This window comes from Diaphorobacter caeni (assembly GCF_015354245.1).
GTDB lineage: Bacteria > Pseudomonadota > Gammaproteobacteria > Burkholderiales > Burkholderiaceae_C > Diaphorobacter_A > Diaphorobacter_A caeni.
Genome location: NZ_JADKYZ010000002.1, coordinates 206,664 through 228,245, shown reverse-complemented (window position 1 = coordinate 228,245; position 21,582 = coordinate 206,664). Strand labels below are relative to the sequence as shown.

The following is a 21,582-nucleotide window of genomic DNA, read 5'->3' as shown; positions in this document are numbered from 1 at the left end:
TGCTCGGTGGCGATCATGAGGGCACTTGCCTACTCATTCATCCATCCACAGGAGCAACAAGATGCCCGTTCAAATCATTGGCATGATCCAGCCTCACGAAGTGTCCGAAACCATTGCGCGCAAGGGGCCTGCGGTCGATCCGGCCTATGTGCGCGCCTTCGCGCAGGCACATGAATACGCGGGCTTCGACCGGGTGCTGGTGCCCGCGAGCTCGACCAGTCCCGACACGCTGCTCACCGTGGCCTATGCGGCTGCGGCGACGCAGAAGGTGAAGTTCCTGCTGGCGCACCGGCCGGGCTTTGTCGCGCCCACGCTCGCGGCGCGCCAGCTGGCCACGCTCGATCATTACACCAACGGGCGTCTCGCGGTGCACTACATCAGCGGCGGCTCGGATGTGGATCAGCAGCGCGACGGCGATTTTCTGAGCCACGACGAGCGCTATGCGCGCACCGACGAATACCTCAGCATCCTGCGCCGCGTGTGGACCGAGACCAAGCCGTTCGACCACGAAGGCACGTACTACAAGCTCAAGGGCGCGGCCTCCGAGGTGAAGCCGCTGCAGCAGCCCATCGTGCCGATCTTCTTTGGCGGCGCGTCCGAGCCCGCGCTGCAGGTGGCGGGCAAGCATGCCGACGTCTACGCGCTGTGGGGCGAGTCGCTCGCGCAGTCGGAAGATCTGGTGCGCCGCGTGCGCGCACAGGCGGCTGCCCATGGCCGCGAGGTGGAGTTCAGCATCTCGTTTCGTCCCATCATCGCCGAGACCGAGGAGCTGGCCTGGGAGAAGGCCGCTCGGATTCTTGACGCCACGAAAAAGCAGCAGGTGCAGATCTCGCATTCGCGCGGCGCGGGGCCGCAGCAGAGCGAGGGTGCGCGCCGCCTGCTCTCCGATGCTGCCAAGGGCGACATCGTCGACGAACGCCTGTGGACCGCGATTGCGCGTGAGACCGGTGGGCGCAGCAATTCCACGTCGCTGCTCGGCACGCCTGAGCAGGTGGCGCAGGCACTCCTCAAGTACTACGACCTCGGCATCACCACCTTTTTGCTGCGCGGCTTCGATCCGCTGGTTGACGCCATCGACTACGGTCGCGAGCTGATTCCGCTGATCCGCGAGAAGGTGGCGCAGCGCGACGCGCTTAACGCGCTCAACGCCAGCCAGTCCGAACGCAAGGCGGCCTGAGCATGAACGCATCGCTCAGTTGGGCCGACACCGCGCGCGTGCTCGCGGTGGATTTCGCCGGGCGCGCCGTGCAGCATGACCGCGACGGCACGTTTCCGCATGAGAACTTTGCGGATCTGCACGCAGCCGGGCTGCTGGCGCTGGCCGCACCCGTTGCGCTGGGCGGGCAGGGCGCCAGCAGCACCCAGTTGGCCGAGGTGCTGGGCGCCATCGGCTACGGCTGCCCGGCCACCGCGCTGGTGCTGAGCATGCAGTACATCCAGCAGCGTCAGGCGGGCCGGGCCGGCTCGTCGTGGCCTGAAGCACTGGCGCGCAAGCTGGTGAAGGACGCGGTGGAGCGCGGCGCGCTGATCAACGCGCTGCGCGTCGAGCCCGAGCTCGGCTCGCCTGCGCGTGGCGGATTGCCCGCCACCGTGGCCACGAGGACGCCCGATGGCTGGCGGATTTCCGGCCGCAAGATCTATTCGACCGGCTCGCCCGCATTGCGCTGGCTGGCGGTCTGGGCGCGCACCGATGAAGCCGCTGCGCGCGTGGGGACATTTCTGGTGCGTGCGGACGACCCCGGCGTGCTCATCGAGGAAACCTGGGACCACCTCGGCCTGCGCGCGAGCGGCAGTCACGATGTGGTGCTCGACGGCGTGCTCACCCCCGCCGATCACGCCATCGGTCTGGCGCCGCCGGGCGCGACTCCAGCCAAGGACGGGGCTTTTCAGGCGGAAATGACCCTGCTGCTGGGGGCGATCTACGACGGCGTGGCCCGTGCGGCGCGGGACTGGCTGGTGGCGTTCTTGAATGAGCGCACCCCTGCCAATCTGGGCGCGCCGCTCGCGAGCCTGCCTCGGTTTCAGGAGGCGGTGGGGCGGATCGAGGGACAGTTGCTGTCCAACCGCGTGCTGCTGGCGCGGCTCGCGGCCGACCTCGATGGCGAAGTGAGCACTTCGGCAACGGACGCGGGACTGGTGAAGAACCTGGTCATGGCGCAGTCCATTGCCGTGGTGCAGGAGGCGCTCTCGCTCACCAGCAACCACGGACTTTCGCGGCGCAACCCGCTTGAGCGGCATCTGCGCGACGTGCTCTGTGGCCGGGTGCATACGCCTCAGGAGGACAGCGTCTGGGTGGCTGCGGGGCGTGCGGCACTGCAGAGCGGGCGATGAACGCGCCGCTTCCGGGCTCTGAACCGGCCTTTCTGTGGTTTTTTGCCGAGAACAGGCCATCAATTTCTCGCCTTAATCATGTATAGATTGCCATGGCTCTTGCTGCAGTGCAGCGGGAAGTAACGGGCTGTCATAAAATCGCACCCCCGAGGCACGCGGGCTGCCGGTTTCAGGCGGCCTGCCCATCCAGGCGAAAACCCCATGAATGTTCCGATTGCGCTGGCTGCCCTGCAGGCGCAGGGCGAAGAGCCCACCCGTCTCCGCGAAATTCCCTACAACTACACCTCGTTTTCCGACCGGGAAATCGTGATCCGTCTGCTGGGCGCCTCTGCCTGGGGCGTTCTCGATCAGCTGCGTCGCGAGCGCCGCACCGGCCGATCCGCCCGCATGCTGTACGAAGTGCTGGGCGACATCTGGGTGGTGCAGCGCAATCCCTATCTGCAGGACGACCTGCTGCACAACCCGGACCGCCGCAAGATGCTGGTCGAGGCGCTCTCGCACCGCCTGTCCGAAATCGAGAAGCGCCGCCAGCCCCAGGAGGACGCCGAGCGCGACCGGCTGGTCGGCATTCTGGTGGCGGCCGCGCGTCGTGCCATCGACGAGTTCGATTCGACACTGGTCGAAGCAGGCGAGCTGCGCAAGAAGGTGCAAAAGCGCCTCGGCAAGCACACGGCCAAGGACAACATCAAGTTCGACGGTCTCTCGCGCGTGTCGCACGTGACCGACGCGACCGACTGGCGCGTCGAATACCCCTTCGTCGTGCTCACGCCCGACACCGAGGCCGAAATGGCCGAGCTGGTGCGTGCCTGCATCGAGCTCGAGCTGACCATCATTCCGCGTGGAGGCGGCACTGGCTACACCGGCGGCGCGATTCCGCTCACTTGGCGCAGTGCGGTGATCAACACCGAAAAGCTCGAGGCCATGACCGAGGTCGAGATGCGCAGCCTGCCGGGCGTGGACCGCGAAGTCGGCACGATCTGGACCGAGGCCGGCGTGGTCACCCAGCGCGTGGCCGATGCGGCGGAACGTGCGGGCTTTGTGTTCGCGGTGGATCCGACATCGGCCGAAGCCTCGTGCATCGGCGGCAACATCGCCATGAACGCGGGCGGCAAGAAGGCCGTGCTGTGGGGTACGGCGCTCGACAATCTGGCGAGCTGGCGCATGGTGACTCCGCAGGCCGAGTGGCTCGAAGTCACGCGTCTTGATCACAACCTCGGCAAGATCCACGACGCCGAAATGGCCAGCTTCGAGCTGCAGTATTTCGCCGCCGACGGCAAGACGCCGCTGCGCACCGAACGCCTCGACATTCCCGGCCGCACCTTCCGCAAGGAAGGCCTCGGCAAGGACGTGACCGACAAGTTCCTCTCGGGCCTGCCAGGTGTGCAAAAGGAAGGCACGGACGGCCTGATCACCAGCGCACGCTGGATCGTGCACCGCATGCCCGATCACACGCGCACGGTGTGCCTCGAGTTCTTCGGCAACGCCAAGGACGCGGTGCCCAGCATCGTGGAAATCAAGGACTTCATGTTCGCCGAGCAGAAGCGCTCGGGCGTGCTGCTGGCCGGTCTGGAGCATCTGGACGACCGATATCTCAAGGCCGTGGGTTACGCCACCAAGAGCAAGAAGGGCAACGGCCACCTGCCCAAGATGGTGCTGATCGGCGACATCTCCGGCGACAACGCCGACGACGTGGCACAGGCCACGGCCGAAGTGGTGCGCATCGCCAACTCGCGCAATGGCGAGGGCTTCATCGCCGTGAGCGCAGAGGCGCGCAAGAAGTTCTGGCTCGACCGCAAGCGCACCGCCGCGATCAGCCGCCACACCAACGCCTTCAAGATCAACGAAGACGTGGTGATCCCGCTGCCGCGCATGTGGGAGTACACCGACGGCATCGAGCGCATCAACATCGAACTCTCGCTGCGCAACAAGCTCAAGCTCTGCGATGCGCTGGAGGAGTTCTTCGCGCGCGGCAATCTGCCGCTGGGCAAGCAGGACGACGCGGGCGAAATCCCATCGGCCGAGCTGCTGGAAGACCGCGTGAGCCAGGCGCTGTCGCTGGTTGCCGAGGTGCGTGCGCTGTGGCAGAGCTGGCTCGACAATGTCGAGACGCTGTTCCCGCAACTGCAGGACCACACGCTGCGCGCGAGCTGGAAGACCCAGCTCAAGACGCCGCTGGCTCAGATCTTCAACGGCGCGCCGTTCCAGCCGATCCTCGCCGAGGTGAACGCCACGCACAAGCGCGTGCTCAAGGGCCGCGTTTGGGTGGCGCTGCACATGCACGCGGGCGACGGCAACGTGCACACCAATATCCCGGTCAACAGCGATGACTACGACATGCTGCAGACCGCGCACGAAGCCGTGGCCCGCATCATGGTGCTGGCGCGCAGCCTCGACGGCGTGATCTCGGGCGAGCATGGCATCGGCATCACCAAGCTCGAATTCCTGACCGATGAAGAACTCGCGCCGTTCGCCGAGTACAAGCGCAAGGTCGACCCGCACGGCTACTTCAACCGCGGCAAGCTGATCCGCAACCCGGAACAGCTCCGTGCCGACCAGAACAAGCTGCAGTCCGAGCCACAGCATGCGCACTCGCGCACCTCGCTGATGTTCGCCGATCTGACCAACGCCTACACACCGTCCTTCGGCCTGATGGGGCACGAGTCGCTGATCATGCAGCAGAGCGACATCGGCGCGATCGCAGATTCGGTCAAGGACTGCCTGCGCTGCGGCAAGTGCAAGCCGGTGTGCGCCACGCACGTGCCGCGCGCCAACCTGCTCTACAGTCCGCGCAACAAGATTCTCGCGACGTCGCTCCTGGTCGAGGCCTTCCTGTACGAAGAGCAGACGCGCCGTGGCGTGTCGATCAAGCACTGGCAGGAGTTCGAGGACGTGTCGGACCACTGCACGGTCTGCCACAAGTGCTACACGCCATGCCCGGTCAAGATCGACTTCGGGGACGTGACGATGAACATGCGCAATCTGCTGCGCAAGATGGGCAAGAAGAGCTTCCGTCCCGGCAACAAGATGGCCATGGCGATGCTCAATGCTACCAATCCCGACACCATCAAGTTCATGCGTGGTGCGATGGTGAACGTCGGCTTCAAGGCGCAGCGCGCGGCGGTCGATCTGTTCAGCGCCGTCGCCAAGAAGCAGACGGCGCGTCCGCCGGCTTCCGTGGGCGCTGCGCCGCTCAAGGAAGAGATCATCCACTTCGTGAACAAGAAGCTGCCGGGCGGTCTGCCCAAGCGCACGGCGCGGGCGCTGCTGGACATCGAGAACAAGGATTACGTGCCGATCATCCGCGATCCGAAGACCACCAATTCGGAGACCGAGGCCGTGTTCTATTTCCCCGGCTGCGGCTCGGAGCGCCTGTTCAGCCAGGTGGGCCTGGCCACGCAGGCCATGCTCTGGCACGCGGGCGTGCAGACCGTGCTGCCGCCGGGCTATCTGTGCTGCGGCTATCCGCAGCGCGGCTCGGGCCAGTTCGACGTGGCCGAGAAGATGATCACCGACAACCGCGTGCTGTTCCACCGCGTGGCCAACACCCTGAACTACCTCGACATCAAGACGGTGGTGGTGAGCTGCGGCACGTGCTACGACCAGCTGCAGGGCTACCAGTTCGACAAGATCTTCCCAGGCTGCCGCATCATCGACATCCACGAGTACCTGCTGGAGAAGGGCATCACGCTCGCGGGCAAGGGTTCGTACCTGTACCACGACCCCTGCCACACGCCGATGAAGCTGCAGGAACCGATGAAGACCGTGAAGGCGCTGGTGGGCGACAACGTGCTCAAGAGCGAGCGCTGCTGCGGCGAATCCGGCACGCTGGGTGTGACGCGCCCTGACATCTCCACGCAGATCCGCTTCCGCAAGACCGAGGAAATCCGCAAGGGCGAGGCCGTGTTGCGCGCTTCCGGCGACGTGGGCGCCAAGGACAACGTGAAGATCCTCACGAGCTGCCCGAGCTGTCTGCAAGGTCTGAGCCGCTATCAGGACGACCTGCAGAACGGCCTGCTCGAGGCCGACTACATCGTCGTCGAGATGGCGCGCGAGATTCTCGGCGAGAACTGGATGCCCGAGTACGTCAAGCGCGCCAACGAAGGCGGCATCGAGCGGGTGCTGGTATGACCGCGCAAGCCTGCGTTCTGTGCATGCAGGACGGTGGCGCGTTGATCTGGCGTGGCGACAAGCTGCGTCTGATCCGCGCGGCGGAAGAGGGCTTTCCCGCTTTCTACCGCGTGGTCTGGAACGAGCATGTGGCGGAGCTGTCCGACCTCAGCGATGCCGATCGCAACCTGTGCATGCAGGCGGTGGCGGAGGTGGAGCGCGTGATGCGCCAAGTGCTTGCGCCCACCAAGATCAATCTGGCGGCGCTGGGCAATATGGTGGCGCACCTGCATTGGCATGTGATCGCGCGCTACGACTGGGACAGCCATTTTCCCGCGGCGGTCTGGGCTTCTGCCCAGCGTGCGCGCGATGCGGACAAGGAATCCGCCGTCGCTGCACAATTGGAACTGCTCGACGCCCATTTGGCGCAGCGACTCTCCACGCTGTTTCCCTGAATCGCACTGGCGTTGAGCCCCGGGCGGAGCGGTTTGGCGCCGCCCGCCTTTTCTTTTTTCAAGGCTGACACAACCATGGCAGGCATCACACCGGGTTCGCCCACGCCTCAATCCATCACCGTCCACGAGCAGTCGCGCCAGCTGGAGGTGACGTTCTCCGATGGCAAGACGTTTCGCATTCCGTTCGAGCTGATGCGCGTGTACTCGCCATCCGCCGAAGTGCAGGGTCATGGCCCGGGCCAGGAAGTGCTGCAGACCGGCAAGCGCGATGTGACGCTGGTCGGCCTTGATCCCGTGGGCAACTACGCTGTGAAGCCGACGTTCTCCGACGGCCACGACAGCGGCATCTTCTCGTGGAGCTTTCTCTACGAACTGGGCCAGAACGAGGCCGCGCTATGGGCCGAGTACGAGTTTCGTCTCAAGGCCGAAGGCGTGGACCGCGACACCCCCATGCCCCAGAAAAAAGGCCATACCCATGGCCCGAGCTGCGGCGGCCACTGAGACCCCCGCTCCCGTTGAGTCACAATTCGGGTATTCACCACGCCGCTTGTCTGCGGGCTCCAAGTCCCGCACGGCCGCGTGGTTGTCGCTGTACCTTGCGCCAAGCCGCGCCTAGCATCATCACACCATGAGCAACACACATTTCGGATTCCAGACCGTTGACGAGAAGGAAAAGGCGCGCCACGTGCGTGGCGTGTTCGATTCCGTCGCCTCCAAATATGACGTGATGAACGACCTCATGTCGGGTGGCCTGCACCGCGCGTGGAAGGCCTACACCGTGATGGTCGCCAATCTCAAGGAAGGCAACCGCGTGCTCGACATCGCGGGCGGCACCGGCGATCTGGGCATCGCGTTCTCCAAGAAGGTGGGCCCGAGCGGCACCGTCATCCACACCGACATCAACGAAGCCATGCTGCGCGTCGGCCGCGATCGCCTCATCAACAAGGGCATCGTTTTGCCCACGCTGGTCTGCGATGCCGAGAAGCTGCCGTTTCCCGACAACCACTTCGACATGGTGAGTGTCGCGTTTGGACTACGCAACATGACGCACAAGGACGAGGCTCTGAAGGAGATGAATCGCGTCCTCAAGCCGCGCGGCCGCCTGCTGGTGCTCGAGTTTTCGAAGATCGCCAAGCCGCTCGAGAAGGCCTACGACTGGTACTCGTTCAGCGTGTTGCCGCGCATCGGCAGCATGGTGGCAGGCGACGCCGAGAGCTACCGCTATCTGGCCGAGTCGATCCGCATGCATCCTGGCCAGGAAGAGCTCAAAACCCTTATGAAGCAAAGTGGCTTCGGACATGTGGACTATCACAATATGACTGGCGGGATAGTGGCTTTGCATGTTGGAATCAAGTGCTGAACGATCCCATAAGCTCAAATTCAACATTGAAAACAAAGCGCGAAGGGGCCTTGCACAACTAAATGGAGAACGGATGATGAAACTGTGGTCTGTAGTCTTGGTCGCGATGATGCTCGTGGTCACGATGGGCGATGCCGATGCCAAGCGCATGGGCGGTGGCAAATCGATGGGCAAGCAATCGTCGAATGTGACGCAACGCGAAGCCGGCGGCCCCGCCGCCGCGCCGGGCGCTCCCGCACAGAGCGCCAACAACGCCGCACCGGCTCGCCAGCCGGGCGCGCCTGCAGCTCCCGCTGCCGCACCCAAGAAGCCCTGGGGCGCCATGCTGGGCGGTCTCGCTGCCGGTCTGGGCCTCGCATGGCTCGCCAGCTCGCTGGGTCTGGGTGAGGGCTTCGCCAACATCCTCATGATCGCCTTGCTCGCGATGGCTGCGTTCTTCGTCATCCGCCTGATCATGCGTGCGCGCAGCGGTGGCAATGCAGGCGCCAACAACGCTTCGCCCTTCGCCTTCCAGGGTGCGGGCAACGCCAACCCCGCGCATGCCGAGACACCACGTCAGTACAACCCTGACAAGGTGGGCAACGATGCATCGGCCCGTCCGTTCGACCACGGCAACATGGCCTTCACGCCAGCCGCTGCCGGTGCCGCCACGGGCGTCGGCGCAGCCGCCGCAGCCGGTGGTTCGATGATCGGATCGGCATTGGGTGGTTCGCAGAACTGGGGCGTGCCGGACGGCTTCGACACCGAAGGCTTCCTGACAGCGGCCAAGCGCAACTTCATCACCTTGCAAGCGGCATGGGACCGCGCCGACATCAGCTCGCTGCGCTCGATGATGACCGATGACATGGTCTCGGAAATCCGTTCGCAGCTGACCGAGCGCGAAACCAACCGCACCGATGGTCAACCGAACCAGACGGACGTGGTGATGATCGAAGCCCAGCTGCTGGGCATCGAGGATCTGGGCGATGCCTACATGGCCAGCGTCGAGTTCTCCGGCATGATCCGCGAGGAGCCTTCCGCAGGTCCGTCGCCGTTCCGCGAGGTCTGGAACATGACCAAGCCGAAGACGGGTGGCAGTGGCTGGTTGGTCGCTGGAGTGCAGGCTCTGCAGTAATCTTTTCTTTTCGATTGCTGATCGAAACGCTCTTTCTGGCTTGGCTGGGGAGGGCGTTTTTTGTTTTGGTGTTGTTTTTTTGAGGGTGGAGGCCGGGAGTTCCGCCCGGCGGCGGAGTCACTTTTTGCTTGCGCGCAAAAAGTAACCCAAAACGCGCTCTTCAATACCCGCGGCGGAACTCGCTTTGCGCTGCGCGCGCCGCTCGGGCAACCGCCGCGAGCTAGATATTTCATAAGAGGTGTGTTCGGCACTTTGCTTCGCTCGTGTCGAACATCTCGCGACTTCGCGAGATGCTGGGGTGCCAGCGCTGCGCGATTTTTTATTTGCTCGCTGGATCAAACTCGCTCAAAAGCGCAGTGGGCATTTGTGTCCCAACCCAACTCCACAAACACCCCGGCACGAGCGAAGCAAAGTGCCGCAAACTCCTCTTAGTGAAACACTGACTCGCGGCGGTTGCCCGAACGAAGCGACGCAGTCGCGCAGTGAGTTCTGCCGCGGGTATTGAAGAGCGCATTTTTGGTAACTTTTTGGGCAAGACCAAAAAGTTACTGCCCCGCCGGGGGCAGTCCCGGCCTCGAAAAGCAACCCCACAACAACCTCGCAACTAGCCCGCAACAAGCCCTGCAACAAGGCCCGCAGCAAGCCCACACCACCCAACACAACCAACACAACCAACTCAAGCAACACAAAAACAGCACTTCCGCCCCCAAACAAAAGCCCTCCCTCCCAGTTCAGGGAATAATCGAGGGGTTATGACCCCAAAGTCCCCCTTTACCTTCCTGGATGGCCTGTTCGAACGAATCGCGAGCGGCCCCCAACCTCCGCAGTGGCTGGTGCACGAAGTGCAGCACCGCGCCATGCTGTTCCTGAATCATGTCCTGATGCAGGAACCAGAAGCCATGGAGCGTCTGGGCGACCAGAGCGGGCGCATTGCGCGCGTGCAGTGGCGTGCGTACTCCATGGCGCTGCAGATCACGCCGGCTGGCCTGCTGGATCTGGCTCCGGCGTCGGCCACGCCCGATCTGCGCATTGAAGTGGCGGACACCTCGCCGCTGTCGATTGCCCAGGGCGCGATGCGCGGTGACAAGCCGACCATCCTGATCGATGGCGACGTGAAGTTCGCGGCCGAGATCAACTGGCTGGTGGACAACGTGCGCTGGGATGTGGAGGAAGATCTCGCCCGCGTCATCGGTGACGCGCCGGCGCATGCCGTTGGTTCGGTGGCCAGGCGCGTGGCGCAGGCGTTGCGCGGCTTTGTGGCTTCCATGCCGTTTTCGCGCGGAGACGTTTGAGCGCCATGAGTCGTTTCTTTCGCGGCTTCACGATCGTCTGGACATGCCTGCGCTACGGGCTGGATGAGCTGGTCCTCAACAGTTTTCAGAACCCGGTGCTGAGCCGCATCGCGCGGTTCACCAATTTCGGTCGCAAGCTGGATGCGCCGCGCGGGCAGCGGCTGCGTGAGGCTCTGGAGAGCCTTGGGCCGATCTTCGTGAAGTTCGGGCAGGTGCTGTCCACGCGCCGCGACCTGATGCCGCCCGACATTGCGGACGAGCTTGCGCTGCTGCAGGACCGCGTGCCGCCGTTCGATCCGAACGTGGCGGTGGAGACCATCGAGCGGGCCTTCCGCAAGCCGGTCGATCAGGTGTTCGAGTCGTTTGATCGCGTTCCGGTGGCGAGCGCGTCGATCGCGCAGGTGCACTTCGCGGTGATCCGCGACCGTGATGGCGTCACGCGTGATGTGGCCGTGAAGGTGCTGCGTCCCGGCATGCTCAATGTGATCGACAAGGACATCGCGCTGATGCGCATGATGGCCGGCTGGGTTGAAAAGCTCTCGAGCGACGGCAAGCGCCTCAAGCCCATGCAGGTGGTGGCCGAGTTCGACAACTATCTGCATGACGAGCTCGACCTGATCAAGGAAGCCGCCAACGCCGCGCAACTGCGCCGCAACATGGACGGGCTGGATCTGGTCGAGATTCCCGAGATCTTCTGGGATTTCTGCCATCCGCAGGTGCTGGTGATGCAGCGCATGACCGGCGTGCCGATCAATCAGGTCGAGAAGCTGCGCGACGCGGGCGTGGACATCCCCAAGCTCGCGCGCGACGGCGTGACAATCTTCTTCACCCAGGTGTTCCGCGACGGCTTTTTCCATGCGGACATGCATCCGGGCAACATCCAGGTGAGCCTTGAGCCCGAGACCTTCGGGCGCTACATCTCGCTCGACTTCGGCATCGTCGGCTCGCTCACCGAGTTCGACAAGGAGTACCTCGCGCAGAACTTCACGGCCTTCTTCCGCCGCGACTACAAGCGCGTGGCCGAGCTGCACATCGAAAGCGGCTGGGTGCCGGCGACCACGCGGGTGAATGAGCTCGAGTCGGCGATCCGCTCGGTCTGCGAGCCCTATTTCGACCGGCCGCTCAAGGAAATCTCGCTCGGCATGGTGCTTTTGCGCCTGTTCCAGACCTCGCGCCGCTTCCAGGTGGAGATCCAGCCGCAGCTCGTGCTGCTGCAGAAGACGCTGCTCAACATCGAGGGCCTCGGGCGCCAGCTTGACCCTGAGCTCGATCTCTGGAGCACCGCCAAGCCCTTTCTCGAGAAGTGGATGCTCGACCAGATGGGCCCCAAGCGCGTGTGGCGCGAGCTGGTGGCGCAGGCGCCGCTCTACGCCAAGCTGCTGCCCCAGCTGCCGCGTCTGATGCACGACTATCTCCAGCAGAAACCCAAGGATTACGGGGGCGAACTGCAGGATCTGCTGGCCGAGCAGAAGCGCACCAACCGGCTGCTGCAGCGCATCGTCTATGGCGGCGTCGGCTTCGTGCTGGGGCTGCTGGTGATGCAGATTTTGATGCGCTGGCGTCATTTCTACTGATAATCCCCGCTTTCCTTTTCAAACCCCTACACCTTCCTCAGGAGTGCCAGCGTGTTGCTCTTCATGGTGATTGCCTACCTGTTCGTGACCATCGGCATCGGCCTGTGGGCCGCCAGGCGCGTGAAAAACACCGCCGATTTCGCGATCGCCGGTCGCCATCTGCCGATGTACATGATCATCACCACGACCTTCGCGACCTGGTTCGGGTCGGAGATCGTGCTGGGCGTGCCGGCCAAGTTCATCGAGGGCGGTCTGAACGCGGTCGTGGAAGACCCCTTCGGCGCGGGCATGTGCCTGATCCTCGTGGGCCTGTTCTTCGCGGGCAAGCTCTACCGCATGACGCTGCTGACCATCAGCGACTACTACCGCGAGCGCTATGGCCGCTTCATCGAGGTGGTCTGCTCGCTGATCATCATGCTGAGCTATCTGGGCTGGGTCTCGGCGCAGGTCACGGCGCTGGGGCTGGTGTTCAACCTGCTGTCGGGCGGCGCGATCAGCGTGCCATGGGGCATGACCATCGGCGTGCTGTCGATTCTGGTCTACACGCTCTGGGGCGGCATGTGGTCGGTGGCGGTCACCGACTTCATCCAGATGATCATTCTGGTCGCCGGCCTCGTGATTCTGGCCTGGTTCGCGAGCGACATGGCGGGCGGCGCGGGCAAGGTGATCGATCTGGCGACGAGCCGAGACCTGTTCAAGTTCTGGCCCGAGCCGAGCTGGCATGAAATCATCTTCTTCTTCGGCGCGGCCATCACCATGATGCTGGGCTCGATTCCGCAGCAGGACGTGTTCCAGCGCGTGATGTCGGCCAACTCCGAGAAGGCCGCCGTGCGCGGCACGGTGATCGGCGGCACGGCCTACATCTTCTTCGCGTTCGTGCCGATGTTCCTCGTGGCGAGCGCGCTGCTCATCATGCCGGCCGAGACGGCCGCGCTGCTCAAGGACGATCCGCAGAAGGTGCTGCCCACGCTGGTGATGGACAAGATGCCGCTGGTGATGCAGGTGCTGTTCTTCGGTGCGTTGCTCTCTGCCATCAAGTCCTGCGCCTCCGCCACGCTGCTGGCGCCGAGCGTGACCTTCACCGAGAACATCTGGCGCCAGTTCCGCCCCGAGAAGGTCAGCGACCGCGAGGTGCTGCTGACCATGCGCATCAGCGTGCTGGTGTTCGCGGTGTGCGTGCTCGCCTATTCGATCAAGATGGAAGGCACGCCGATCTACGAACTGGTCTCGAGCGCCTATCAGGTGCCTCTGGTGGGCGCGTTCGTTCCGCTGGTCTTCGGCCTGTACTGGAAGCGCGCGAGCACGCAGGGCGCCGTTGCCGCCGTGGTGCTGGGCATCGGCGTGTGGATCGTCTTCATGGCGACGCCCGCGCTCCACACGGCCTTTCCGCAACAGCTTGCCGGCGTGCTGGCGGCCATGTTCGGCATGATCGTGGGCTCGCTCGCGCCGCAGGTGATCGGCAACGCCCATGCGGGCCACCACCGTCTGGCGGGTGTCGAAGAATCAGCGCAATGAGGGGAATAGGTGGCAACGCCTATAATTTAGGGTTTTGCAAACCAGCTCCTTTCGGTTTTCATGCCTATCTACGCCTACAAATGCAGTTCCTGCGGCTTTGCCAAGGATGTGCTGCAAAAAATATCCGATGCGCCGCTCACTCAGTGTCCTGAGTGCGCCGCCGAGGCGTTTTCCAAGCAATTGACGGCTCCCGGCTTCCAGCTCAAGGGAACGGGCTGGTACGCCACCGATTTCAAGAACAGCGGCAGCGCCCCCAAGCCTGCCGAGTCCAAGGGCGCGGGCGGCGACGCCGCTTCCGCCCCCGCTGGCGACAGCGCGGCCGCAGCGCCTGCGCCTGCCGCCACTCCCGCATCTGCTCCCGCACCCGTGGCCGCCGAGGCCAAGGCGTGATGCGAGAAAGCCGAACATGATGTCTGCTTTCAGAAGGTGGCTGCTGACAGGTTTGCTGGTCATCGTGCCCGGCGTGATCACCGCGTGGGTGCTCAACTGGATCGTCTCGACGCTCGACCAGACCCTGCAGATCCTGCCCGGTGACTGGCAGCCCGACAAGCTGCTGGGCATCCACATCCCCGGCTTCGGCGTGGTGCTCACGCTCCTGATCCTGCTGCTCGTCGGCGGTCTGGCCAGCAACTTCGCCGGTCGCAAGCTGGTGCAGTGGGGCGACAGTCTGGTGAGCCGCATTCCGGTGGTGCGCTCGATCTATTCGAGCGTCAAGCAGGTGTCGGACACGCTGTTTTCCGAGAGCGGCAACGCGTTTCGCACTGCGGTGCTGGTGCAGTGGCCGCGCGAGGGCGTGTGGACCGTGGCGTTCGTGACCGGCGCGCCTACGGGCGAGGTGGCCGCGTACCTGCGCGACGAGTTCGTGAGCGTCTACGTGCCGACCACGCCGAATCCCACGGGTGGTTATTTCGTGATGATGCGCAAGAGCGACTGCATCGAGCTGGACATGAGCATCGATGCGGCACTGAAATACATCGTGTCGATGGGCGTGGTGACGCCTCCCGACCCGATCGCTCACGAATCCAAACAATAAACAAACATGCAATAGACGCGTCCCAAGAGGGCGCAGGAAGTTAGACCATGGCAATGCGTACCGAATACTGCGGTCTTGTGACCGAGGCCCTGCTGGGCCAAACCGTGACCCTGTGCGGCTGGGTGAACCGTCGCCGCGACCATGGTGGCGTGATCTTCATCGACCTGCGCGACCGCGAAGGCTATGTGCAGGTGGTGTGCGATCCGGATCGCCCCGAGATGTTCAAGGTCGCCGAAGACCTGCGCAACGAGTTCTGCGTGCAGGTCAAGGGTCTGGTGCGCGCGCGTCCCGCAGGCACGACCAACGACAAGCTCAAGAGCGGCCAGATCGAAGTGCTGTGCCATGAGCTGCACGTGCTGAATGCGTCGGTGACGCCTCCGTTCCAGCTCGACGACGAGAACCTGTCGGAAACGACGCGCCTCACGCATCGCGTGCTGGACCTGCGCCGTCCGTACATGCAACGCAACATGATGCTGCGCTACAAGACCGCCATCCAGGTGCGCAACTACCTCGACAAGCTCGGCTTCATCGACATCGAAACCCCGATGCTCGGCAAGAGCACGCCCGAAGGCGCGCGCGACTATCTGGTGCCAAGCCGCGTGCATGACGGCGAGTTCTTCGCGCTGCCCCAGTCGCCCCAGCTCTACAAGCAGATGCTGATGGTGGCCGGCTACGACCGCTACTACCAGATCACCAAGTGCTTCCGCGACGAAGACCTGCGCGCTGACCGCCAGCCGGAGTTCACGCAGATCGACTGCGAAACGTCGTTCCTGAACGAAGAGGAAATCCGCGCGATTTTCCAGCAGATGATCAAGGAAGTGTTCCAGCAGCAACTGAACGTGGATCTGGGCGAGTTCCCGATCATGACGTACCAGGACGCGGCCTTCCGCTTCGGCTCCGACAAGCCCGATCTGCGCGTGAAGCTCGAGTTCACCGAACTCACCGAAGTGATGAAGGACGTGGACTTCAAGGTGTTCTCCACGCCCGCCACCACCAAGGGTGGCCGCGTCGTGGCGCTGCGCGTTCCTGGCGGCGCGGAAATCTCGCGCGGCGAGATCGATTCGTACACGGAATTCGTCAAGATCTACGGTGCCAAGGGCCTCGCATGGATCAAGGTCAACGAAGTGGCCAAGGGCCGCGACGGTCTGCAGTCGCCCATCGTGAAGAACCTGCACGATGCGGCCATCGCTGAAATTCTGAAGCGCACCGGCGCTCAGGACGGCGACCTGCTGTTCTTCGGCGCCGACAAGGAAAAGATCGTCAACGACTCCATCGGCGCACTGCGTCTGAAGGTCGGTCACAGCGAGTTCGGCAAGAAGTCCGGCCTGTTCGAGAACAAGTGGGCACCGCTGTGGGTGGTGGACTTCCCGATGTTCGAGTACGACGAAGAGAACGACCGCTGGGCCGCCGTGCACCATCCGTTCACGTCGCCCAAGGACGGCCATGAAGACCTCATGGACACCGATCCGGGCAAGTGCATCGCCAAGGCCTACGACATGGTCCTGAACGGCTGGGAACTGGGCGGTGGCTCGGTGCGTATCCACCGCGCCGACGTGCAGAGCAAGGTGTTCACCGCGCTCAAGATCTCGGAGGCGGATGCCCGCGCCAAGTTCGGCTACCTGCTGGACGCGCTGCAGTACGGCGCGCCTCCACACGGCGGTCTGGCCTTTGGCCTGGACCGTCTGATCACGCTGATGACCGGCGCCGAATCGATCCGCGACGTGATCGCCTTCCCCAAGACCCAGCGCGCACAGGATCTGCTCACGCAGGCGCCTTCGCCGGTCGACGAGAAGCAACTGCGCGAACTGCACATCAAGCTGCGCAACGTGACACCCGCCGCGCAATAAGTTTTCAGACGGCTTTCAGCGGAAAACGGTATAACGCCAAGGCCTTCGGGCTTTGGCGTTTTTGTTTTTCAGGGCCTCAAGAGCATGCTCGCGATCTCCACACGGTCTTGCGCTGAGATCGCAAACAGGCTCCAGGCGGCCATTGTTTTTGTGAGGGAATGCATGAAGTCTGCAACTCGGATGCGCACACCGGCCCGTGCTGGCGCTGTCGTCGGCGTTGGCGTTCTGGTGGCGCTGTCGCTCGCGGGCTGCGGCGAGAAAAAGACGGAATTGGGGCAGGGCAGTTCGGAGGTCACGGGCTCGGCAGGCCCTGCGGGCGCGCGCGATGCCAATCCGACGCTTGAGCGCTGCGAGCAACCCATCGCCACCGTGGCGCTGCTGGAGAATCCACGCGGCTACATCATGCCTTCGAGCGTGAACCTGCCGCCCACCCCCGTGCCGCTGGTGAAGCTGCTGATGCAGCAAAGCGGCTGCTTTCGCGTGGTGGACCGCGCGGGGGGCCTGCAGGGCACGATCCGCGAGGGAGAGCTGCGCGACTCGGGCGTGCTGCGTCCGAACGGCACGGTGAGCAAGGGCAAGGGCTACGAGGCGCAGTACACGATGACGCCGAGCCTCACCTTCAGCGAGCAGGACGCGGGGCGTGGCCTTGCGGGCATCATCGCGATGATTCCGGTGCTGCGCGACATCGCGGGGCTGGCCGGCGTGGCCGAGCAGGTGAAGTTCAAGGAGGCGCAGACCGCGCTGTTCCTCACCGACAACGAGACCACCGAGCAGGTCGCCGCATCGACCGGGTCGGCCCGTGCGACCGATCTGGGCGTCGGCGGCTTTGTGCTCGGCAAGGTCGGCGGCGGTGCGGGCATGGGCTGGAGCAACACCAACGAGGGCAAGGTGATCGCGGCCGCCTTCCTGCATTCGCACAACCAGCTGGTGCACCAGCTTCGGCTGCTGCAGGAAAAGGAGCTGCCGCCGCCCGTGGCGACCAAGCCTGCAACGGGCGCATCTGCACAGGCCAGTCAAGCCAAACGCTGACATGCGGATGCCGTGGCAAGCGCGCACAATGGTGGGAGATACTCCGCAGACATGATGAGTGAAACGAGCGCTCCGGCCGTTGCGGCCGGCTGGAAGATTCCGCAGTCGGTGCTGGTCGTGATCCACACGGCGGATCTGCAGGTGCTGCTGCTTCGGCGCACCGGAGGAACCGGCGAGACGGGCGAGGGTGCGCGCACCGAGTTCTGGCAGTCCGTCACGGGCAGCAAGGACGCGGTGGATGAGGCGTTCGCGCACACTGCGCATCGCGAGGTGCTCGAAGAAACGGGCATTGACAGCAATGCCCAGGGCTGCAGGCTGACCGACTGGAACCTCGAGAACGTCTACAGCATCTATCCCCAGTGGCTGCACCGCTACGAGCCCGGCGTGCGCGAGAATGTGGAGCGGGTTTTCGGCCTCGAGGTGCCTTCGGGCACGCCCGTGCTCTTGAATCCCCGGGAACACACTGCATATGAATGGTGGGACTGGCGAGAAGCTGCGGACCGTTGCTACTCGTCGTCGAACTCCGAAGCCATACTGTGGCTGCCAAGATTTGTCAGAAGATGACTACACACATGACGACCAGCACGCAAGACGAGCACTCCGGCATTCTTCGCGTTGCCACCTACAACATCCACAAGGGCGTTCAAGGTCTGGGCCCCAGCCGTCGACTGGAGATCCACAATCTGGGCCACGCGGTCGAGCAGCTGGATGCCGACATCGTCTGTCTGCAGGAAGTGCGCAAGATGAACCGGCGCGAAGAGAAGTACTTCGACCGCTGGCCCGAGGTTCCGCAGGCGGAATATCTCTCTCCCGAAGGCTATGAAGCGGTCTACCGCACCAACGCCTACACCCGCGACGGCGAACACGGCAATGCGCTGCTCTCGCGCTGGCCGGTGATCGGTTCCAGCCACGAGGACATCTCGGACCACCGATTCGAGCAGCGCGGGCTGCTGCACGTGGAGATCGATTTCCAGGGCCAGCGGGTGCATGCCATCGTCGTGCATCTGGGGCTGATCCACGAGAGCCGCATCCGCCAGATCGCGCAGATCCACCGCTTCATCGAGCGCGAGGTGCCCAAGGATGCGCCGCTCATCGTGGCCGGCGACTTCAACGACTGGGGCTTCCAGATCAAGCGCATGCTCGCGGGCTTCGGGCTGTTCGAGTACGACGAGGGCCCGCGCTCCAACACCTATCCTGCGCGCCTGCCGATGGCGCAGCTGGACCACGTCTATGTGCGCGGTCTGCACCCGACCAGCCTCTACGTGCCGAGCGGGCGCATCTGGTGGCGCATGTCGGACCACCTGCCACTGATCGCGGAGTTCCGTCTTTGAGCCCGGCGGCGCCGCGCAAACGCATCGACTACCTGCCTGGACATGACGTTCAGCTGCTGCAGGGCACACAGGAGTTCTTCCCCGCCCTGATCGCGGACATGGATGCGGCGGCGCACAGCATCCAGTTCGAAACCTACATCTTCGACTGCACCGCCACCGGCCAGAGCGTGGCCGATGCGCTGATCCGTGCGGCGGAGCGCGGCGTGGACGTGCGCGTGGCCGTGGATGGCTTCGGCACCGGGCCGGTGCCCAAGGCGTTGCGGGATCGATTCCAGACCGCCGGCGTGCAGCTGCAGGTGTATTCCGCCGTGGGACAGCTCTCGCTGCTGCTGCCCAAGGCCTGGCGCAGACTGCATCGCAAGCTCTGCGTGGTGGACGACGAGACCATGTATTGCGGCGGCATCAACGTGCTCGACGACTTTTATGACCCCAACCATGGTCAGCTCGAGTTTCCTCGCTTCGACTTTGCGGTGCGCGCCAAGGGGGCGGTGGTCGAGCTGGCCTCGGACAACATGGACAAGCTCTGGTGGCGCATGCGTGCGGTGCACGACGTGCGCAAGCGCCAGATCTCGCGTGCCGTCGCCGACCTCAAGGCTGCGGGCGCCGCGCAGGGCGCGGCCAAGCGCTCGGCCGCCAAGGTCAAGGGCATGCGAGCCGCGCTGCTGTTTCGTGACAACCTGCGCAATCGCGCGCGCATCGAGAAGGCCTATTTGCGCGCCATCGGCAGCGCGCGTCAGGAAATCATCATCGCCAACGCCTATTTCCTGCCGGGCCGCAAGCTGCGCCGCGCGCTGATCGTCGCGGCCAGGCGCGGCGTGAGCGTGAAGCTGCTGCTGCAGGGGCGCTATGAATATTTCATGCAGTACCACGCGTCGCGGCCGGTCTACGGCGCGCTGCTGGAAGCCGGGGTCGAGATTTTTGAATACGCGCCGAGCTTTCTGCACGCCAAAGTCGCGGTGATCGACGCCAACGGCGAGCGGCCCTGGGCGACGGTCGGTTCATCCAATCTGGAGCCGCTGTCGCTGCTGCTCGCGCGCGAAGCGAACGTGGTCGTCGAGGACGCTGACTTCGCGAAAGACTTGCACGAGCGTCTGGTGCACGCCATGGAGAAGGCCGGTCAGCCCATGGCCCTCGAAGCCTTCACGAGCCGTCCGCTGCGCCAGCGCATGCTCGATCACATCGCCGCAGCCATCATGCGCTCGCTCATCTGGGTCACCGGCAACAGGTACTGAAAATGGAGCTTTGTTGCTCTCTATTTAATAGCTGCTGGCGATTGCCCGACAAGCCGCGAGGCGAGATGTACCATCCCGCACTGTGGACTCCAATCGCTGTTACCATGCCGATATGTCACAAATCCCTGACGCCCCCAACGCAGAGCCGTTGAACGCCAAGCCACTGGCCGACGAGGGCACGCCTGTCTCCGTGAAGATCCGCGAGCGTCTGGCCGCTGCGCGCAAGCGTTTCAACGCCAACGACAACATCTCCGAATTCATCGAACCCGGCGAGCTGGAGAAGCTGCTGGACGAAGTGGAAGTGAAGATGCAGGGCGTGCTCGACAGCATGGTCATCGACACCAAGGGCGACCACAACACGAACAACACCGCGCGCCGCGTCGCGAAGATGTACATCAACGAGGTGTTCCGTGGCCGCTACGTCGCGCCGCCGCCGATCACCGAATTCCCGAACGCCGAGCATCTGAACGAGCTGATGATCGTCGGCCCGATCACCGTGCGCAGCGCCTGCAGCCACCACTTCTGCCCGGTCATCGGCAAGATCTGGATCGGCGTGCTGCCCAATGAACACACCAACGTGATCGGTCTCTCGAAGTACGCGCGTCTGGTGGACTGGGTCATGGGCCGTCCGCAGATCCAGGAAGAGGCCGTGGTGCAACTGGCTGACCTCATCATGGAAAAGACCCAGCCCGATGGCCTGGCCGTGGTGATGGAGGCGTCGCACTTCTGCATGTCCTGGCGCGGCGTGCGCGAGATGGACAGCAAGATGATCAACTCGGTGATGCGTGGCGTGTTCCTCACGAACCCCACGTTGCGCCGCGAATTCCTGTCACTGATTCCCGGAAGGAAATGAGCATGCTGGTGCGTTTGCTGTATGTGAGCCGCGCGGTCGACACGTCGCCAGCGGCCATCGAAGCCATCCTCACACAATCGCGTTCGCACAATCCGGCGAGCGGCATCACGGGCGTGCTGTGCTATGGCGGCGGCATTTTCCTGCAGGCCATCGAGGGTGGCCGCTCCACCGTGAGCGAGCTGTTCGGGAGCATCCAGGCGGACGTGCGCCACAAGGACGTGGAGCTGCTGTCGTTCGAGGAAATCTCCGAACGGCGCTTCGGCGGCTGGACCATGGGCCATGTGAACCTCGCCAAGCTCAATCATTCCATCGTGCTCAAGTACTCCGAGCGTCCCGAATTCGATCCGTATTCGACATCGGGCAAGGTGTCGTTCGCGCTGCTCGAAGAGCTGATGGCGACGGCCTCGGTCATCGGCCGCGCCTGATCGCGGTTGCCTCCTCGGCGCAAAGTGCGCTCGAGGGGATGAGAAGCGCACCGGCAGGGCGCGCTTCGCCTTGAACATGCAGAC

General features: G+C 64.0%; 19 protein-coding genes. All 19 read left to right on the top strand.

The window, feature by feature from the left end:
• The first annotated feature begins 61 nt into the window (after window positions 1-61).
• The 19 genes from ISG32_RS04925 (at window position 62) to ISG32_RS04835 (ending at window position 21,498) form a co-directional block, all read left to right on the top strand.
• Complete coding sequence (locus ISG32_RS04925) at window positions 62-1,177, top strand: LLM class flavin-dependent oxidoreductase (protein WP_194769923.1); 1,116 nt, start codon at window positions 62-64, stop codon at window positions 1,175-1,177.
• Window positions 1,178-1,179: 2 nt separating this feature from the next.
• The gene (locus ISG32_RS04920) at window positions 1,180-2,331 is read left to right on the top strand and encodes an acyl-CoA dehydrogenase family protein (RefSeq protein ID WP_194769922.1); all 1,152 of its coding nucleotides are present in this window, start codon (window positions 1,180-1,182) and stop codon (window positions 2,329-2,331) included.
• A 201-nt stretch (window positions 2,332-2,532) separates the two neighbouring features.
• Window positions 2,533-6,459 carry a DUF3683 domain-containing protein gene (locus ISG32_RS04915; protein ID WP_194769921.1) on the top strand — a complete coding sequence of 1,309 codons (3,927 nt, stop codon included), beginning with the start codon at window positions 2,533-2,535 and terminating at the stop codon, window positions 6,457-6,459.
• On the top strand, window positions 6,456-6,893 hold the full coding sequence (locus ISG32_RS04910; protein ID WP_194769920.1) for an HIT family protein: 438 nt from the start codon (window positions 6,456-6,458) through the stop codon (window positions 6,891-6,893). Before ISG32_RS04915 ends, ISG32_RS04910 begins: the two co-directional genes overlap by 4 nt.
• Before the next feature lie 75 nt (window positions 6,894-6,968).
• Entirely contained in the window at window positions 6,969-7,394 is a 426-nt protein-coding gene (locus ISG32_RS04905) for a gamma-butyrobetaine hydroxylase-like domain-containing protein (protein WP_194769919.1), read from the top strand.
• Window positions 7,395-7,521: 127 nt separating this feature from the next.
• Entirely contained in the window at window positions 7,522-8,253 is a 732-nt protein-coding gene (gene ubiE, locus ISG32_RS04900; RefSeq protein WP_194769918.1) for a bifunctional demethylmenaquinone methyltransferase/2-methoxy-6-polyprenyl-1,4-benzoquinol methylase UbiE, read from the top strand.
• A 73-nt stretch (window positions 8,254-8,326) separates the two neighbouring features.
• Complete coding sequence (locus ISG32_RS04895) at window positions 8,327-9,367, top strand: Tim44 domain-containing protein (RefSeq protein ID WP_194769917.1); 1,041 nt, start codon at window positions 8,327-8,329, stop codon at window positions 9,365-9,367.
• A 752-nt stretch (window positions 9,368-10,119) separates the two neighbouring features.
• Window positions 10,120-10,659 carry a hypothetical protein gene (locus ISG32_RS04890; protein WP_194769916.1) on the top strand — a complete coding sequence of 180 codons (540 nt, stop codon included), beginning with the start codon at window positions 10,120-10,122 and terminating at the stop codon, window positions 10,657-10,659.
• Between the two features lie 5 nt (window positions 10,660-10,664).
• Complete coding sequence (gene ubiB, locus ISG32_RS04885) at window positions 10,665-12,233, top strand: ubiquinone biosynthesis regulatory protein kinase UbiB (protein ID WP_194769915.1); 1,569 nt, start codon at window positions 10,665-10,667, stop codon at window positions 12,231-12,233.
• A gap of 51 nt (window positions 12,234-12,284) precedes the next feature.
• Window positions 12,285-13,748, top strand: coding sequence for a sodium:solute symporter family protein (locus tag ISG32_RS04880; protein ID WP_194769914.1), 1,464 nt, complete (start codon window positions 12,285-12,287; stop codon window positions 13,746-13,748).
• A gap of 60 nt (window positions 13,749-13,808) precedes the next feature.
• Window positions 13,809-14,138: an FmdB family zinc ribbon protein gene (locus ISG32_RS04875; RefSeq protein WP_194769913.1), complete on the top strand. Its 330-nt coding sequence runs from the start codon at window positions 13,809-13,811 to the stop codon at window positions 14,136-14,138.
• A 19-nt stretch (window positions 14,139-14,157) separates the two neighbouring features.
• Window positions 14,158-14,781, top strand: coding sequence for a DUF502 domain-containing protein (locus tag ISG32_RS04870; RefSeq protein ID WP_194770425.1), 624 nt, complete (start codon window positions 14,158-14,160; stop codon window positions 14,779-14,781).
• 47 nt (window positions 14,782-14,828) lie between these two features.
• Entirely contained in the window at window positions 14,829-16,628 is a 1,800-nt protein-coding gene (gene aspS, locus ISG32_RS04865; RefSeq protein ID WP_194769912.1) for an aspartate--tRNA ligase, read from the top strand.
• A gap of 180 nt (window positions 16,629-16,808) precedes the next feature.
• Window positions 16,809-17,657 carry a CsgG/HfaB family protein gene (locus tag ISG32_RS04860; RefSeq protein ID WP_194770424.1) on the top strand — a complete coding sequence of 283 codons (849 nt, stop codon included), beginning with the start codon at window positions 16,809-16,811 and terminating at the stop codon, window positions 17,655-17,657.
• A 51-nt stretch (window positions 17,658-17,708) separates the two neighbouring features.
• Window positions 17,709-18,221, top strand: a complete 513-nt coding sequence (gene nudB / locus ISG32_RS04855) for a dihydroneopterin triphosphate diphosphatase (protein WP_228529607.1) — start codon at window positions 17,709-17,711, stop codon at window positions 18,219-18,221.
• A gap of 8 nt (window positions 18,222-18,229) precedes the next feature.
• Window positions 18,230-18,988, top strand: a complete 759-nt coding sequence (locus ISG32_RS04850; protein ID WP_228529606.1) for an endonuclease/exonuclease/phosphatase family protein — start codon at window positions 18,230-18,232, stop codon at window positions 18,986-18,988.
• On the top strand, window positions 18,985-20,220 hold the full coding sequence (gene clsB / locus ISG32_RS04845; protein WP_228529605.1) for a cardiolipin synthase ClsB: 1,236 nt from the start codon (window positions 18,985-18,987) through the stop codon (window positions 20,218-20,220). The genes ISG32_RS04850 and clsB overlap by 4 nt, the downstream gene beginning before the upstream one ends.
• 112 nt (window positions 20,221-20,332) lie before the next feature.
• Window positions 20,333-21,073 carry a GTP cyclohydrolase I gene (folE, locus tag ISG32_RS04840; protein ID WP_194769910.1) on the top strand — a complete coding sequence of 247 codons (741 nt, stop codon included), beginning with the start codon at window positions 20,333-20,335 and terminating at the stop codon, window positions 21,071-21,073.
• A gap of 2 nt (window positions 21,074-21,075) precedes the next feature.
• The gene (locus ISG32_RS04835; RefSeq protein ID WP_166307853.1) at window positions 21,076-21,498 is read left to right on the top strand and encodes a BLUF domain-containing protein; all 423 of its coding nucleotides are present in this window, start codon (window positions 21,076-21,078) and stop codon (window positions 21,496-21,498) included.
• Window positions 21,499-21,582 lie beyond the last annotated feature (84 nt).